Genomic DNA, 14,211 nt, shown 5'->3' with positions numbered 1-14,211 from the left:
TGCACCTGGTCAAGGCCACCTGCGACGGCGCCGCCACCGCAGCCCACGCCGCCGGGGCCCCCAAACCCGTCGGAGTCTGCGGCGAAGCCGCCGCCGACCCCGCCCTCGCCGCCGTCCTGACCGGCCTGGGCGTGGCCACCCTGTCCATGACCCCCCGGGCCCTGCCCGCCGTCCACACCGTCCTGGCCACCCTCACCCTGGCCCAGGCCCAGCACCTCGCCGCCCTGGCCCTGGCCGCCCCCACCGCCGCCGCAGCCCGCACCGCCGTCCGCGCCCAACTGCCCATCCTCGACCAGCTCGGCCTCTGAAACCCCACCCCAGAACCCCGCCCCACCAGGAAGAAGGAAGCACACCCCATGGCAGAACGCACCGCCACCATCGGCTCCCGCGTCGGACTCCACGCCCGCCCCGCCGCGATCTTCGCCGAAGCCGCCGGCGACACCGGACTCGAGATCACCATCGCCAAAGAAGGCGACCCCGAAGACGAAGCCATGGACGCCTCCAGCATCCTCTCCCTCATGTCCCTCGGCGCCGAACACGGCCAGAAAGTCACCCTCCGCGCCGAAGGCCCCAACGCCGAAACCGCCCTCGACCACCTCGTCACCATCCTCGAAACCGACCACGACGCCGAATAAGCCACCTGCTGGGCGCACCAAGCCAAGCAAGGACGACGACGGCGAGCAGCGCCGTCGTCGTCCTTGCTTTTCTTGCTGCTTTTCTTGCTGCTTTTCTTGCGGGGCGCGCCGTCCCGCAATACCCGCGGATCCGCCGTTGGAGAGTCAGTCCCGAACGGAGATCCCGAGGTGCTCGGCCATGATCTCCGCGAGCTCGGCGGCCTGGTACGGGCTCACGGTCGCGCCGCGGAGCCCCTCGACCCCGCCCACGCGCCCCAGCCGGGCGCCGCGCAGGTCGACGTGGAGGAGCTCGGCGGCGGTCACGTCGAAGGAGTCCAGCGTGCAGTCCTCGAACGCGACCCGCATCGCGGTGGCCCGCCCGAGGTCGAGCTCCTCGATGGTGCAGCCGACGAACAGCACGTCGGTGAGCTTTGCCGCACGGAGGTTGACGAAGCCGAGCTTGCAGCCGCGTACCACGACCGCGTCCCAGGTCGAGTCGTACAGCTCGGCGGAGCCGATGCGGGACGCCCCGAGCTCGACGTCACGGAAGCGCGAGCGCGGCGCCGAGAGGCTCGGGGCGCCGAGCCTCTCGATTCGAGTCTCGACGAACGATGCCCCCGTGAGGTCCGCCTCGTGCGCCGAGACGTCGGCGAGCGAGCATTCGACGAACGCGGCCCCGACCAGGCGACGCGCGGTGAGGTCCGCGCCGTCGAACGCGAGGCCCTCGGCCCGCTCCCCCGCCCCGATGTCGCCCGCGTACCCGGGCACGAGGCCCGCGAGACGGAGCTCGGTCAGCCGTGGCCTGGTGCTGTCTTTTCGGGGGCTCACCCGCCGATCGTAGCCCGGGCGCTTAGGCTGGTGCCCATGCGCATCGCGGTCCTCGACGATTACCAGGGCATCGCCGCCTCCTTGGCCGACTGGGATTCCCTCCAGGCGGAGGTCACCTTCTTCTCGGACTACCTGGGCGCGGACGACGACGGCGTAGTCGCCGCCCTGGCGGGGTACGACGTCGTGGTCGCGATGCGGGAGCGAACCCCGATCACGGCGGACCGCCTCGCGCGGCTGCCGGAGCTCAGGCTCATCGTCTCGACGGGCCGACGCAACGCCTCGATCGACCTGAAGGCGACCGCGGCCCGCGGCATCACGGTGTGCCACACCGGCTACCTGCCCTCCCCTGCGGCGGAGCACACCTGGGCCCTCATCCACGCAGCCACCCGCCGCCTCGACGTCGAACTCGGCGCGATCCGCTCGGGCGGCTGGCAGACCACGCTGGGCCGCAACCTCGAGGGGCGCCGCCTGAGCGTCCTGGGGCTCGGGAACCTCGGCTCCCGCGTCGCGAAGGTGGGCCTCGCGTTCGGCATGGACGTCGTGGCGTGGAGCCAGAACCTCACGGAGGAACGCGCCGCCGAGGTAGGCGCGCGGCTGGTCGAGAAGGAGGAGCTGTTCGCGACCGCCGACGTCCTCACGATCCACCTCGTGCTGTCCAAGCGGTCGCGCGGCCTCGTCGGATCCGCAGAGCTCGGGCTCATGAAGCCGGATGCGATCCTCGTGAACACGTCTCGCGGTCCGATCGTCGACGAGGCCGCGCTCCTGGCCGCGCTTCGCGGCGACCGGCTCGGCCTCACGGCGCTCGACGTGTTCGACGTCGAGCCCCTTCCCGCGGACCACCCGCTGCGCCACGAACGGCGGGCCATCACCACGCCCCACATCGGCTACGTGACGCGCGAGCAGTACGAGATCTTCTACCGTGACGCGGTCGAGGACATCGCGGCGTTCGCCGCAGGCGCCCCGATCCGGCTGCTTGAGCTCCCTCCGAAGAACCTCTGAGACCCCGCGGGCGCGCTGTCAGCGCTGCGGGCGCCGCTGCGGCCCCTGCAGCACGCGCCCGGGGAGCACTCGAGTGAGTGCCACGATCGACTTGTACCGGCGCGACGGCACCGAGACGCCCTTGCCGCGGATGTTGTCGAGCAGGCCGTCACGCACCACGCGCTCGGCGCGCAGCCACATGAACGGCGGGATGAGGCCCTTGTTCATGCCCATCCGCTCGTGGAACTCGGTGTGCACGAAGCCTGGGCACAGGGCGGTGACGAGCACGCCGTCGCGCTTGTAGTGAATGTTGGCCCAGCGGCTGAACGCTAGCGTCCATGCCTTGGCGGCCGAATAGCTGCCACGTGGCACGAAGGCGGCCACGGACGCGACGTTGATGATGCGTCCCTCGCGTCGCTGGGTCATGGCCTGCAGGGCCGCGTGGCACAGGCTCAACGTCGCCTCGACGTGAAGGCGGAGGTGACGGACCTCGTCCTCGAGCGGATTCCTGTCGAAGTCGTGCAGGAGCCCGATCCCGGCGTTGTTCACGAGGATCCCCACCGGCCGCGCGGGGTCGGCCACGCGGGCGACGACGGCGGCCAGCTGGGCGGGGTCCGTCAGGTCTGCCGGGAGCACCTCGACGGCAACCCCGGTGCGGGATCGGAGTTCAGCGGCGGCATGCTCGAGGCGGCCACCGTCGCGGGCCACGAGGACGAGAGCATGGCCTTGGGCTGCGAGCTGTCGGGCAAACTCGGCGCCGAGGCCCGAGCTCGCTCCGGTGATGAGTGCCGTCGTCATGCCACCAGCCTAAACCGGGGTGTCGTGCACCATCGCCGTTTGTTGATCCGGTACAAAGATGCACAGGTCGTTCGACCCGGTCGGGCCGTTGAACTGTAGGATCCCACCAAATCCAGCACGCGGCTCTTGATCGCTCCGACACCGCCTAAAACGTGCCTCAACCGGAATACTAAAGTCATGGATCGCATTGCAATCACCGGGTTCGGGGCCGTCAGCCCCCTCGGGACCGATGCGCCGTCCACCTGGGAGGCCCTTCGCGAGGGTCGTTCGGGCGTGTCGGCGCTCGAGGACTCCTGGTCCTCGGAGCTTCCCACCCGGATCGCCGGGACTGTCCCGGACACGTTCGCCGAATCGCTCGCGGTCCGCGAGATCAAGCGACTCGATCGGTGCGAGCAGTTCACTCTCGTGGCCGGACGCGAGGCGTGGGAGATGGCGGGCCGGCCCGAGGTCGAAGGCGAGCGCCTCGGCGTCGTCGTCGGCACGGGGATCGGCGGCATCACCACGACCATCGCCCAGGAGCACGTGCTCGAGGGCTCCGGCCCGCGGCGGGTCTCGCCGCACACGGTGACGATGCTCATGGGCAACGGCCCTGCCGCGTGGCTCTCGATCGATCTCGGTGCCAAGGCCGGCGCACGGACGCCCACAAGCGCGTGCGCGTCGGGCGCGGAGGCCATTGCCATGGGGCGCGAGATGATCCTCGCGGGCAACGCGGACATCGTGGTTGCCGGCGGGACCGAGGCCGCGATCACGGGGCTCACTCTGGCCGCCTTCGGCCAGATCCGTGCGCTCTCGAAGCGCAACGACGATCCCGAGGCCGCGTCGCGGCCCTTCGACGCAGACCGCGACGGCTTCGTGCTGGGCGAGGGCGCGGCGCTGCTCGTGCTTGAGCGCGAATCCCATGCCCGCGCGCGCGGCGTCGAGATCTTCGCCTATCTGGAGGGCGCCGCCGTCACCTCGGACGCCTTCGACATCGTCGGTGCGGATCCCTCGAATCAGGCGCGCACCATGAATCTCGCCCTGCGGAGTGCGGACCTCGCCCCCGGCGACATCGACTTCGTGCACGCGCATGCCACGTCCACCCCGACGGGCGACATCAACGAGGCAGACGCCCTGGCCGAGACCGGGATCCACGCGCCCGTCACGTCGACCAAGGCGATGACGGGGCACCTCCTCGGCGCGTCCGGCTCGCTCAGTGCGATCGCCTCGATCATGGCCCTCCGCGAGAGCGTGGTCCCGCCCACGATCAACCTCAACCGGATCGATCCCGCCATCAAGCTGGACATCGTGGCGAACGTCAAGCGCGAGCTTCCCTCGCGCGCGGCGATCGTGAACTCGTTCGGCTTCGGCGGCCACAACGCGGCCCTCGTCCTGAGCCGCAGCTAGCCGCCTCAGGCTGAGGTGGCGGTCAGTTCCCGGACGTCCGGCGCGAACGCCGGGCGGTGACGCGCAGCTGAAGGATCCGGATGCCGCCCGCAAGGGCGACGATGATCCCGCCCCCGACGGCTGCGATGAGGAGCGCCAGCGCGAGGGGCACGTTGCCGTCGAGGCCAAGGAAGCGAACGCGCACCTGATCCTGGTTCTGGATGAAGAACACGATCAGCAGCACGAACACCGCGAGCCCCGCCACCACCGAGGTCCATACGGCACCTGCTCGCGTCACGCGCTGCTCAGGCTTCGCGGGCGCAGGCTCTGGGCGCTGCGTCGGCGCGGGCCCTGCCGCAGTGGGCTCCTGTCGCGCGGGTGTGGATCCCGGTGGACTCGGCTCCGGACGCTGGCCCTCGCCTTGCCGCTCACTGCCCCCGCCGGGGACTGACGGCGTCTCAGGTCGCTCGCTCATGTGTCTCCTCTCCTCAGACCCCACCCTAGGCACCGGGTGCGAGGAGCGTGAAGGTTTCGCAGACGCAGGCGTGGCGCGCCTCGGCATCAGCGTCGCGCGATCGCGACCGTCCCGCCGATCTCCGCATCGCGCACGATCCGCACGTCGAACCCCGCTTCGGCGAGCATCGCCGCCGTCGTCCTCGACTGGTGCTTGCTCGTCTCGATGAGGAGGGTTCCACCCGGCGTCAGCCACTCCCCCGCGCCCCGGGCGACGCGACGCTGGAGATCCAGCCCGTCCGGGCCGCCATCAAGCGCGGCGAGAGGTTCGTGGTCGCGCGCCTCGGGTGGCATGAGCGAGATCTCCCCGCTCGGCACGTAGGGCGCGTTGGCGGCGATCACCGCGATGCGGCCGTGGAGGCCCGCCGGGAGTGCACCGAAGAGGTCTCCCGCGTAGGCGCGCCCACCAAACCGGGCGATGTTGCGGCGCGCAACGCCCACCGCCGCAGGGTCGATGTCCGCGGCGTGAAGCTCGATCCCCGGCACGGCGCTCGCAACGGCCGCACCGATGGCCCCGCTGCCGCAGCAGAGGTCGACGACGACGGCGCCCGGCCCCGCCGCGGCGGCCAGCTTCGCCGCCTCCCGCGCCACGAGTTCGCTGCGCTTCCGCGGGACGAAGACCCGCGGCTCGACGGCGATGCGCAGCCCGCAGAATTCGGCCCAGCCGACCACCGACTCGAGAGGTTCGCCGGCGATGCGGCGGGCTGTCAGCGCGTCGAGATCGCCGCCGTCGGCCGCTGCCTCGCGCAAGAGGCGGGACTCGTCCTCGGCGAAGACGCAGCCCGCGGCGCGCAGCAGGCGGACGAGCGGATCCTCCGCGGGCGCAGGCTCTGACGTCTCGCCGGAGTCTGGCCTCGAGATGGTCACGGCGATAGTCTGCCATCACCGTCGGGCCAGCGCGGCCCCCGACTGTCAGGAGGAACCATGGCAGGGCACACCTACAGCATTTCGGAGATCGTCGGCACCTCGCCGGACGGCGTCGACCAAGCGGTGAAGAACGCCGTCGAGACGGCGTCGCAGACGCTGCGGAACCTGGACTGGTTCGAGGTCCAGTCGATCCGCGGCCATATCGAGAACGGGACCGTGGAGGACTGGCAGGTCACGATCAAGCTCGGCTTCCGGCTCGAGCGCTGACTCTCCAGTCGCCGCCTTGCGCCGCGCCTCCCGGGCGGACACGAATGTCGGGCCCACCCTCTAGTCTGGCCTCGTGTTCAGTCCTTGGGGGGCACTGCGCGAACTGACGCACGTCACACTGCACTTCATCCTCATGCCGGACGGGGCGCCTGGCCGGACCGACGGCCAGGCCCGCATCTGGCTCGACAAACGCCTGCAGCAGGCGGAACGCCGCTGCGCCCTCACGCATGAGCTGGTGCACCTCGAACACGGCCACACGCGCTGTCAGGCCCCTCGGATCGAGCGCCTCGTGCGGGAGGAGACAGCGCGGCGCCTCATTCGCATCGAGGATCTCTGCGAGGCGTATCGGTGGACGCAGCACCCAGCGGAACTCGCCGAGGAACTCTGGGTAACCGCGGACGTGGTCCAGGATCGCCTGACTGCCCTCACCGAGGACGAACAGACGCGGCTTGCCGCGAGCGCGAGGGCCTCGAGGATGCCCTGACGCACTCTCCTCGTGGTTCGCCCGCCCACGTACAATGCGGCCAGAGTGGCCGCGCACTACCTTCCGGCTGGCCACCACGTCACGGAGGGATGGACCATGGCAAAGCAGGTCGCGGCCTCGGGCAGCGTAGTGATTGCCCGGCCGATCAGCGAGGTATTCGCGTTTTTCTCAGACGCAGAGAACGATCCGAAGTGGCGTTCCGGAGTGAAGTCGATCCGGAGGCTCGGCGAGCTCGGCGTCGGCACGCAGTACGAGCAGACCGTGGCCGGGCCCGGCGGCCGCAGCATCTCGGCCGACGTCAAGGTGACGGCCTTCGAACCCGAATGGCACGTGGCGTTCGAGGCCACTTCGGGCCCCGTGCGCCCGCACGGCGACTACCGCTTCGAGGCGGCCGACGGCGGCACGAAAGTCACGTTCAGCCTCTCGGCTGAGCTGTCCGGCCTCAAGGCAGTCCTCATGGCAGGCATGGTCCAGAAGACCATGGACGGCGAGGTCGGCGCCTTGCCGAAGGCGAAGGCGCATCTCGAAAGCGCGTAGTTCGCAGCCCGACGAAGCGGCCTCCGACCACTCGCGGTCGGAGGCCGTTCTTCGCTGAGGGGCGCGCCCGAGGTGTCGCGTGGGGGACGTGACACTTTTCACTCGCACCAAGCCCGAGCGCGCCTCGGACAGCCTACACGGGGGTCCCTGCGGAGGCCTCAGTGGCGGCCTCCGCGGCCCTACGTATGTCCGCTCTTGCCACTGAGTTTCCGGGCGGGCCACTGAGGGCCTGGTCCGTCCGATTGTCGGTCCGAGTGGGGAACATGTGGCGCATGAGCGCGCTGAATCAACATGACGAACCCGAACGAGATCCCATCGCGGTTCCCCAGTCAGCCATCGACGCCCGGAGCGTCACCCACGCGCACAAGGCGCTGCCCGTCTGGGTGCGACTCGCGTTCGACGACGGGCGGCAGCCCCAGACGGACAAGGGCTTCGCGCTCGCCTGGACCGGCCGGCACGTGCTGGTCCAGGTGCTGTGGCGGATGTCGTACTACCAGGCCGCCCGCGAATTCTGGGTCGAGGCGACGCAGGTGGATCGGCGCCAGATCGAGCCCCAATGGATCGGCCGCTCGGCGTAGCTCAAACCTCGGCGGGGGCGGGCGAACGGGCATCAACGGGGCAGGCGGTTGAGCTTTCGGATCTGAGCGTCGAAGGCGGAGCGGGGCACGAAGCGGCGCATCAGGCTGACCGGTCCCACGCGCGTGCCCGCTGCATATCGGAGCCTCGGCTTGGGGTCTTGCGCCGCGGCGACGATCGAGGCGGCGACGACGGACGGGGCGTCGCCCCGCTCGAGGGCGTCGCTGACGTAGGCGGCGAAGATCTTCCGCTGGCCCGCGTACGCAGGGACCGGTTGGTCGGCGTCGAGGGCGTTCGCCTCGAATCCGGTGTTGGTCCAGGCCGGCTCGACAATCACGGCGCGGATGCCGTGCTCGCGGACCTCGTGGTCGAGGGATTCGGTCCACCCTTCGATCGCCCATTTCGTCGACGCGTAGGCCGCCATGTAGGGCTGGGGGATGAGGCCCAGGATCGAGGAGACGTTTACGATGCGGCCCGAGCCCTGGGCGCGCATGTGCGGGAGGACGGCCTTGGTTGTGCGCATGACGCCGAAGACATTGACATCGAACATGCGGCGGTCGAGATCGACAGAGCTGTCCTCGGCCGCCCCGGACGCCCCGATGCCGGCGTTGTTCACGAGCACGTCGATCCTGCCGAAGCGCTCCATCACCTGGGCCACGGCGGTGGTAACGGATTCCTCGCTGGTGACGTCGAGGCCGATCAGCGTCACCCCGCTGGCGGTCGTGAGCCCGGCGGCCCTGCGGCTCGTGCCCACGACCTCGAAGCCAGCCTCGAGCAGAGCGGTGCCGGCGGCCGCGCCGATGCCCGAGGAAGCGCCGGTGACAAGGGCGACACGCTTGGCAGGGGTCATGGATTACTCCCGTTCGGATTGGAAGATGACGACTTCGCCCCGAGGAGAAGGCGTCCCGGGTGCCGCTTGGAGCGGCGGAAGGCCTCCCTGGCCCAGACCAGGGCCGCGCACAGGAGCACCCATAGGCCCAGGGTCAACAGCGCGGGGGCGACATGGGCTCCGCTGAAGTAGCTCAGGCCGGTGATTGCGCGCACCGCTGCTCCCGGCGGAAGCGCCGCGGAGACCGCCTGGGCGCCTGCGGGCAGCAGGTCCTCCCCGATCGTCGCGCCGCTGGTCGAGTTGCCAACGGTCAGCAGCAGCAGGGTTGCCATCGGGACGCCGACAGCGCCGAAGAAGGAGCCCAGGAGTTTGGTGGCGAAGGCCGCCGCTGCGGCGAGCAGCGCCAGCGTGAGCGCCAGGGGGGCGAACGGTGCGGGGACGGCACCGAGCATCGGACCGGCCAGGATCGCCCCGACCAGTCCGACCGCCGCCGAGCAGGCGACAATCAGGGTGAGGCGGTGCCGAAGGCGCATACGAGCAGACAGGGCCAAGGTGTTCTGCGCGAGGACGAAGCCTGCCAGGGTGACGCCGAAAGCGAGGTAGAAACCGGCCAGGCCCCGGCTGTCGTAGGCGACGAGCGGGACGTCGTCGGTAATGCTGAGGCCCTGTCCAGCCCGGTGGGCGTAGGCGGTGAGGAGGTTCTCCACGGCAGTTGTGGTGGACAGGCCGTTCGCGCCCGCTACGTGGAGCACGAGTCGACCGGGGGCTTCCTGGGCCAGGACGGCGACGACGTCCCGGTCCTCGAGGGCGGCGTGTGCCGCGGCGGCGGAACCGGAGGGCTGGGTGGCGACGGCGTCTCCGAGGGTGTTCTGGACCTGCTCGGACAGGTGGCTGCCCAGCACAGCGACGGGCAGGTGGTGCGGCGTGGCGTCTCGCTGCAGCCCGATATAGCAGGCGATGAAGGCCGATGCCAGGACGATGGCGATCAGGGCCGGCTGGAGCCAGACCCCCACGGGCGTCCGGCCTTCCGGCTCCGGCCCCCGCTTCGCCGCGGCATCGCTCGAAGCGGCAATTTGAAGATCAGCCTCGCTGGGGATCGTCTGCATGGTCTTCCTTGAGTGCTGGTGGCGGGTCCTGCCAGACATAGCTCCGCGTCCTGTCGCAGACATCGCCACCTCGGCTGGCTTCATATTCGAAAGTTAGATCCGTCAAGGGCTAGCTGTCAATTGTGAAGCCAGCATAGAATGGCCGACATGAGCTGGCTGGAGACGAGCACCGAGAACTGCACGGTTCAGCGCACCCTCGAGCTGATCGGCGAGAAGTGGTCGCTGCTGGTCCTGCGCGATGCCATGAACGGCGTCCGCCGCTTCGACGACTTCCGCCGGCACATGGGCCTGTCCGAGGCGGTTCTCGCCGACCGCCTGCGCAAGCTGGTGGCCGCCGGCATCTTGGAGGCCGTCCCGTACCGGGAGTCTGGCGCGCGCACTCGGCATGAGTACGTGCTGACCGAGAAGGGCTGGGACCTCTGGTCCGTGCTGATCGCGCTGAAGCAATGGGGTGACCGGCACGCGGCCGATCCCGAGGGTGCGCCCTGGGAGGTCCGCCATCGCGGCTGCGGGGAAGAGATACGCATGCTGGCGTACTGCGAGGCCGGGCACGGACCCCTCTCACCGCCGGAGGCCGAGGGCCAACCCGGGCCCGCAGCGCGTCCCGTTCCCGTCCCCCAGACTGCTTCCTGAGCCCGCCGACCTGGCATTGCTGCAGATCCGCGCCCACGGCGCGCGTCGAGGGTTTGAACATTGAATTCGGGTGGGCCCTGTGGGTCTCGAACCCACGACCCGCGGATTAAAAGTCCGCTGCTCTACCAACTGAGCTAAAGGCCCCAGACCGGTCCCAGCCGATCACTAGTACTCTAGCGCAGCGCGCCCTGCGGAGTCGTTCCGAGAGCGCCCTCCCGCCCAGCGCACCGCCGGGCCAAGAGGAGTACCGTACTTGGCATGAGCGAGCACACAGGAGGACCCGGAAGCTCAACAGGCCCCATTCGGCCGCACAAGCCGAAGCCCTTCGCGCCCATCGACTTCGAGCCCTTCGCGGGCGGAGCCGATCCGGCCCGAGTCTCGGAGGCCGCACATCTGGCCGCCCAGGCGCTCGTGCGGCGCGGGCGCGAGAGCGACGACCCCGAGATCACGCGCCGCTTGGTCCGGCTGGCCGACGAACAGGGGCTCGATTCGATCGCTGAGATGTGGGCGGAGAGCCCTGCCCGATCGCTTCCCGGCGCGCTCTGGCGCCTCTACGCACTTCGGGCGGCGACGCGCAGCGACCCCGAGCGCATCTCCGTGTACTTCACGGCCGGCAAGGACACGGCGCAGGTCTCCCACGCCGTCGCCGGTGTGGCCGAGCCCCCGGGGGCGGACGAGCTGACCGCCATGGCTGATGCGATCCTTTCCGGGGCGTTCGACGGCGACTTCGACGTTGCGCTCGAGCGATCCGCCGCCTTCTGCCGCGTCGTAGCACTCGGCCAGGCGACCCTCGCGGACAGCGCCGAGTGGTCCAACTCGGCGCATGCGACGAAGCTCACAAAGAACGCTCATCAGCTCGTCAAGACCGCCGAGGACCTCGAGGCATCTGCCAAGGCATGGCGGCGCGGCCAGCTCGACTGAAGGCCGCACGGAGGGCAGTCGGCACCGCGAGAACGGGCTCGGAAGGCTTGCTACCGGCCGGTCGAGGTTGACTACTCGGGAAGCCCGTAGAAGACTGAATGTGGCGTCGGACCGCGGCACCCCCGGGCTCCAACACTTAGCCGCCTAGAGCGGCCTTCCGCCGAGAGGCGGTCCCGGTTCGGCGCTCCTAAGCTTTCGAAGACCCGCACAGCGGGTCTTTTCTTTGCCCAGCGGGCCTTCCCCAGCCTCGCCCGCGGACACCTGCGCCGCCGTCGGGCCCGGCCCCGGCGGCGCAGGTCGCCGTCGTCCGTTCAGCGTTACGACACCATGTCCCGCACGAGCTCGAACAGCGCCCGCCGGGTCGTGGTGCTCGTCTTACGGAGAGCATTGGAGATGTGGCTCTCCACGGTACGGATGCTCAGGCCGAACTGCTCGGCGATCTCCTGGTTGCTCTTCTGGCCTGCCATGAGCGCGATCTCGGTCTCCCGCGCGGTCAGGGCGGACGCGGCGACCTCGGGCTCGAACACGATGTACTGGCCCCCCGGACGAAGCCGGCGAGCGAAGGCGTTCGCTGCGCGCTCAATCGCGGACGCAGTCGGCGAATCACCCAGGATCCTGCTGCGCCGGGCGGCACCCCGGAGAAGCATTGACGTCTGGTACACGTCCTCGTCCGGCTGATAGTCGTCCAGAATCGCGACGAGGCCCTTGGTGTCCCCCGCCAGAGCCGCCCCTGCGACGGCGAGGAGCTGATCGTGCTGCGTGTTGTGGAAGTCGGCGAGCAACCGCTCGACCCGGCGCTTGATGCCGGGCGTCGGCAGGAGGCACAGCGTGAAGATGCCCGTCATGACCGCCTCGGTGACGTACCCGAGGTCGAGCGCAGCGTCGATGAGCCTGGTCGCGCTCTCGTCGAACGAATCGAGCGTGTTGGGCCTCCTCGTCACGAGCTCGTAGAGCCCCTTGCCCGTCCCCGGGAATGGGCCGACGTCGGGAACCGCGGCGCCGGTGCCGGCTTGAGACCCAAGTGCGGCCACTCCGCAGGTCCGCAGGGACGAGAGCCTGAGCATGGCGTTGTAGAGCGCGCCCACCAGGAACCCAGGGCGCCTGAGCGAGAACGCCCAGCCCATGAGGTACTCGGCCTCGTCATACCGGCCTCGATACAGGAGGGCGAGCGCCGCGACATAGCTGTTGGCGATGAGGCTGAACTGGTCCACCGAACGCAGCGCGTCGCGCCGCCGGTCGAGCGCGAAGACGAGCGCCTCGTCCACCCGCCCGCTGACGAACAATGCCATCCCGCGGACGAACTGCTCGAAGCGGGGAAGGGTCCCGAACCCCTCGGCGGAGTCGAGCGCCCGAAGCGCAGCCTCCGGATCGAAGCGGTAGAGCTCGATCGCTCCTCTCACCGCCGCCACGAGCCCGCTCTTCGGGTGAAGGCCCTCGAGCCGAGCGAAGATCTCGTCGATGTCTCCCGGGACGGCGTGGTACGTCGCGTCAAGGAACAGCGCGATGGCCTCCGCCTCGCCAGACCATGTGGGCTCGGACTCGGCCGCCTTGCGGACCATCTCCTTGGCGTCGTCCAGCTCGCCGTCGTTCATGACGAGCCACAGCGCCCGCGTCATCGTGAAGAAGAGCAGATCAGCGGGATCGCACCCCACCGAGCTCGTCTTCGTGAAGACCTCCTGCACCCGGTGCGGATCGATAGGGGCACCCCAGTAGACGCGCAGGAACGCGACCGCGTTGGCCATGCTGCGATCAAGCTCCCACACCCGGTAGTGGAACTGCTCTAGCGCGTCGAGTCGCCGGTGGAAGTACCGCGACATCGCCACTTGGTTGCCCTTGAGCTCCGCTCGCAGTGCGGCGAGCGCCGCCGCGACGGCTCCGTCTCCGACCCCGGCCGCCGCCGCGTCCTCGTGTTCGCTCGCAGCGACGGCGAACTCGTCGGTGATCACGCTGCGGAAGATCCTCCGTGAACTCGCGATGTGACCCTTGAGGTAGTCCTCAATGAGCGGCGGGAAGACCGAGCCCAGCAGCGTACCGTCCGGCCCAGGCACTACCGAGACGAGGCCGCGGTGCTCGAGCGCGTCGAGGACCTCGGCCCCTGCCACGGACGCCAGACGGTCCACGACCGCCGGCCCGAGCACCGCCATCGTGCCCAGGGCGCGGAACTCCTCCGGCTTGAGGCCCTGGAGCATTGCCTCAACGGTCGCGTGCAGGTGCTCGTTGAAGAGGGTGGGACTGTTCATGCGCCACTGCCCGTCGCGCAGGACGAGCTGCTCGCTGAGCACTGCGGTCTCGATGATCCGGACTGCGAGGCGCAGGTTCCCGCCCGATTTCGTGAGCACCCGCGCGGCGACGTCCACGTCGGCCGGCGCCCCGAGCAGCTGCGCGATGAGGAGGTTGACCTGCTCGTAGCGCAGCGGCGGCAGGGCCACGGTGGCCTGGGGCCACCGCGCGACGGCATGGGCCGGCAGGGCGACGCGGAGCGGGGCATCGCTCGCCGTGACGATGACCGGGACCTCAGTACGCCTCTGGACGATGTCGATGACGGACAGCGATTCGCGGTCGAGCGTCTCGACGTCGTCCACAACGAGGACCCGCCGGCCCGGCCTCGCGAGATGCTCGGACAAGAGGTCCGAGACCCCGAGGATTCCGACGGCGCGCGACCTCAGGTCGAGCCCGAGCGAAAGGACCCCCGCGAACGGCACTGCCGTGAGCGACGGGATGCTGAAGATGGCGTAGACCTTTGCGCCTTGGTCCTCCAGCTCCTCGACGACTTTCCTGGCCACCGTGGTCCTGCCACTCCCGGCGGAGCCGACGATGCGCACTCCGAGACCTCGTGCCGCGTAGTCAAGGACACGGATGATTTCTTGCTCAAACAACTTCGAAAGACCTCGCTCACGT

The 14,211-nt window shown here is 69.8% G+C and carries 17 protein-coding genes and 1 tRNA gene; 10 read left to right on the top strand and 8 right to left on the bottom strand.

The genetic code is table 11. The features are described 5' to 3' along the window. The coding region (locus tag E6A26_RS14005) for a putative PEP-binding protein (protein WP_327407699.1) at positions 1 to 308 on the top strand (308 nt) is incomplete at its 5' end. Positions 309 to 356: 48 nt separating this feature from the next. Further along, complete coding sequence (locus tag E6A26_RS14000; protein WP_136611812.1) at positions 357 to 635, top strand: HPr family phosphocarrier protein; 279 nt, start codon at positions 357 to 359, stop codon at positions 633 to 635. 144 nt (positions 636 to 779) lie between these two features. On the opposite strand, the gene E6A26_RS13995 is transcribed toward E6A26_RS14000, so the two are convergent. After that, complete coding sequence (locus E6A26_RS13995) at positions 780 to 1,442, bottom strand: pentapeptide repeat-containing protein (RefSeq protein ID WP_168928750.1); 663 nt, start codon at positions 1,440 to 1,442, stop codon at positions 780 to 782. 36 nt (positions 1,443 to 1,478) lie between these two features. On the opposite strand from E6A26_RS13995, the gene E6A26_RS13990 reads away from it, so the two are divergent. Next, a complete protein-coding gene (locus tag E6A26_RS13990; RefSeq protein WP_136611810.1) occupies positions 1,479 to 2,441 on the top strand; it encodes a D-2-hydroxyacid dehydrogenase family protein in 963 nt (320 codons plus the stop codon). A gap of 18 nt (positions 2,442 to 2,459) precedes the next feature. Here the strand turns inward: E6A26_RS13990 and E6A26_RS13985 are convergent, their stop codons facing one another. Beyond that, complete coding sequence (locus E6A26_RS13985; protein WP_136611809.1) at positions 2,460 to 3,218, bottom strand: SDR family NAD(P)-dependent oxidoreductase; 759 nt, start codon at positions 3,216 to 3,218, stop codon at positions 2,460 to 2,462. Positions 3,219 to 3,395: 177 nt separating this feature from the next. Here E6A26_RS13985 and E6A26_RS13980 point away from each other — a divergent pair, with 177 nt between their 5' ends. Beyond that, positions 3,396 to 4,601 carry a beta-ketoacyl-[acyl-carrier-protein] synthase family protein gene (locus E6A26_RS13980; protein WP_136611808.1) on the top strand — a complete coding sequence of 402 codons (1,206 nt, stop codon included), beginning with the start codon at positions 3,396 to 3,398 and terminating at the stop codon, positions 4,599 to 4,601. A gap of 22 nt (positions 4,602 to 4,623) precedes the next feature. Here E6A26_RS13980 and E6A26_RS17965 read toward each other — a convergent pair whose 3' ends face one another. Both E6A26_RS17965 and E6A26_RS13970 read right to left on the bottom strand, forming a co-directional pair. Further along, the gene (locus tag E6A26_RS17965) at positions 4,624 to 4,878 is read right to left on the bottom strand and encodes a LapA family protein (RefSeq protein ID WP_234865504.1); all 255 of its coding nucleotides are present in this window, start codon (positions 4,876 to 4,878) and stop codon (positions 4,624 to 4,626) included. Positions 4,879 to 5,141: 263 nt separating this feature from the next. Next, positions 5,142 to 5,960 carry a putative protein N(5)-glutamine methyltransferase gene (locus E6A26_RS13970; protein ID WP_234865502.1) on the bottom strand — a complete coding sequence of 273 codons (819 nt, stop codon included), beginning with the start codon at positions 5,958 to 5,960 and terminating at the stop codon, positions 5,142 to 5,144. 57 nt (positions 5,961 to 6,017) lie between these two features. On the opposite strand from E6A26_RS13970, the gene E6A26_RS13965 reads away from it, so the two are divergent. The 4 genes from E6A26_RS13965 to E6A26_RS13950 all read left to right on the top strand — a co-directional run bounded on the left by E6A26_RS13965 (position 6,018) and on the right by E6A26_RS13950 (position 7,826). Next, entirely contained in the window at positions 6,018 to 6,227 is a 210-nt protein-coding gene (locus E6A26_RS13965) for a dodecin (protein WP_136611806.1), read from the top strand. Between the two features lie 73 nt (positions 6,228 to 6,300). Then, positions 6,301 to 6,711: an ImmA/IrrE family metallo-endopeptidase gene (locus E6A26_RS13960; RefSeq protein WP_136611805.1), complete on the top strand. Its 411-nt coding sequence runs from the start codon at positions 6,301 to 6,303 to the stop codon at positions 6,709 to 6,711. Positions 6,712 to 6,807: 96 nt separating this feature from the next. Continuing rightward, positions 6,808 to 7,248 carry an SRPBCC family protein gene (locus tag E6A26_RS13955; RefSeq protein WP_136611804.1) on the top strand — a complete coding sequence of 147 codons (441 nt, stop codon included), beginning with the start codon at positions 6,808 to 6,810 and terminating at the stop codon, positions 7,246 to 7,248. Positions 7,249 to 7,520: 272 nt separating this feature from the next. Next, the gene (locus tag E6A26_RS13950) at positions 7,521 to 7,826 is read left to right on the top strand and encodes a hypothetical protein (protein ID WP_136611803.1); all 306 of its coding nucleotides are present in this window, start codon (positions 7,521 to 7,523) and stop codon (positions 7,824 to 7,826) included. Between the two features lie 32 nt (positions 7,827 to 7,858). On the opposite strand, the gene E6A26_RS13945 is transcribed toward E6A26_RS13950, so the two are convergent. Continuing rightward, positions 7,859 to 8,674: an oxidoreductase gene (locus tag E6A26_RS13945; RefSeq protein WP_136611802.1), complete on the bottom strand. Its 816-nt coding sequence runs from the start codon at positions 8,672 to 8,674 to the stop codon at positions 7,859 to 7,861. Then, positions 8,671 to 9,759, bottom strand: a complete 1,089-nt coding sequence (locus E6A26_RS13940) for a hypothetical protein (RefSeq protein WP_136611801.1) — start codon at positions 9,757 to 9,759, stop codon at positions 8,671 to 8,673. The genes E6A26_RS13945 and E6A26_RS13940 overlap by 4 nt, the downstream gene beginning before the upstream one ends. A 147-nt stretch (positions 9,760 to 9,906) precedes the next feature. On the opposite strand from E6A26_RS13940, the gene E6A26_RS13935 reads away from it, so the two are divergent. Then, positions 9,907 to 10,392: a winged helix-turn-helix transcriptional regulator gene (locus E6A26_RS13935; RefSeq protein WP_136611800.1), complete on the top strand. Its 486-nt coding sequence runs from the start codon at positions 9,907 to 9,909 to the stop codon at positions 10,390 to 10,392. Between the two features lie 71 nt (positions 10,393 to 10,463). Here E6A26_RS13935 and E6A26_RS13930 read toward each other — a convergent pair. After that, positions 10,464 to 10,536 (bottom strand) — tRNA-Lys (locus E6A26_RS13930). Positions 10,537 to 10,650: 114 nt separating this feature from the next. On the opposite strand from E6A26_RS13930, the gene E6A26_RS13925 reads away from it, so the two are divergent. Then, the gene (locus E6A26_RS13925; RefSeq protein WP_136611799.1) at positions 10,651 to 11,313 is read left to right on the top strand and encodes a hypothetical protein; all 663 of its coding nucleotides are present in this window, start codon (positions 10,651 to 10,653) and stop codon (positions 11,311 to 11,313) included. A 317-nt stretch (positions 11,314 to 11,630) separates the two neighbouring features. Here the strand turns inward: E6A26_RS13925 and E6A26_RS13920 are convergent, their stop codons facing one another. Next, positions 11,631 to 14,189 carry a LuxR C-terminal-related transcriptional regulator gene (locus E6A26_RS13920; protein ID WP_136611798.1) on the bottom strand — a complete coding sequence of 853 codons (2,559 nt, stop codon included), beginning with the start codon at positions 14,187 to 14,189 and terminating at the stop codon, positions 11,631 to 11,633. Between the last annotated feature and the right edge of the window lie 22 nt (positions 14,190 to 14,211).

This window comes from Sinomonas albida (assembly GCF_004919045.1).
GTDB lineage: Bacteria > Actinomycetota > Actinomycetes > Actinomycetales > Micrococcaceae > Sinomonas > Sinomonas albida.
Note: the sequence above shows the minus strand (reverse complement) of the source record. Positions and strands in the feature narration are given on the sequence as shown.

What these genes read in the sequence shown, in the direction of transcription:
- E6A26_RS13980 (WP_136611808.1), top strand. Translation starts at nt 3,396, where the DNA reads ATGGATCGCATTGCAATCACCGGGTTCGGGGCCGTCAGCCCCCTCGGG.
- E6A26_RS14000 (WP_136611812.1), top strand. Translation starts at nt 357, where the DNA reads ATGGCAGAACGCACCGCCACCATCGGCTCCCGCGTCGGACTCCACGCC.
- E6A26_RS13985 (WP_136611809.1), bottom strand. Translation starts at nt 3,218, where the DNA reads ATGACGACGGCACTCATCACCGGAGCGAGCTCGGGCCTCGGCGCCGAG.
- E6A26_RS13925 (WP_136611799.1), top strand. Translation starts at nt 10,651, where the DNA reads ATGAGCGAGCACACAGGAGGACCCGGAAGCTCAACAGGCCCCATTCGG.
- E6A26_RS13965 (WP_136611806.1), top strand. Translation starts at nt 6,018, where the DNA reads ATGGCAGGGCACACCTACAGCATTTCGGAGATCGTCGGCACCTCGCCG.
- E6A26_RS13955 (WP_136611804.1), top strand. Translation starts at nt 6,808, where the DNA reads ATGGCAAAGCAGGTCGCGGCCTCGGGCAGCGTAGTGATTGCCCGGCCG.
- E6A26_RS13950 (WP_136611803.1), top strand. Translation starts at nt 7,521, where the DNA reads ATGAGCGCGCTGAATCAACATGACGAACCCGAACGAGATCCCATCGCG.
- E6A26_RS13990 (WP_136611810.1), top strand. Translation starts at nt 1,479, where the DNA reads ATGCGCATCGCGGTCCTCGACGATTACCAGGGCATCGCCGCCTCCTTG.
- E6A26_RS13945 (WP_136611802.1), bottom strand. Translation starts at nt 8,674, where the DNA reads ATGACCCCTGCCAAGCGTGTCGCCCTTGTCACCGGCGCTTCCTCGGGC.
- E6A26_RS13940 (WP_136611801.1), bottom strand. Translation starts at nt 9,759, where the DNA reads ATGCAGACGATCCCCAGCGAGGCTGATCTTCAAATTGCCGCTTCGAGC.
- E6A26_RS13935 (WP_136611800.1), top strand. Translation starts at nt 9,907, where the DNA reads ATGAGCTGGCTGGAGACGAGCACCGAGAACTGCACGGTTCAGCGCACC.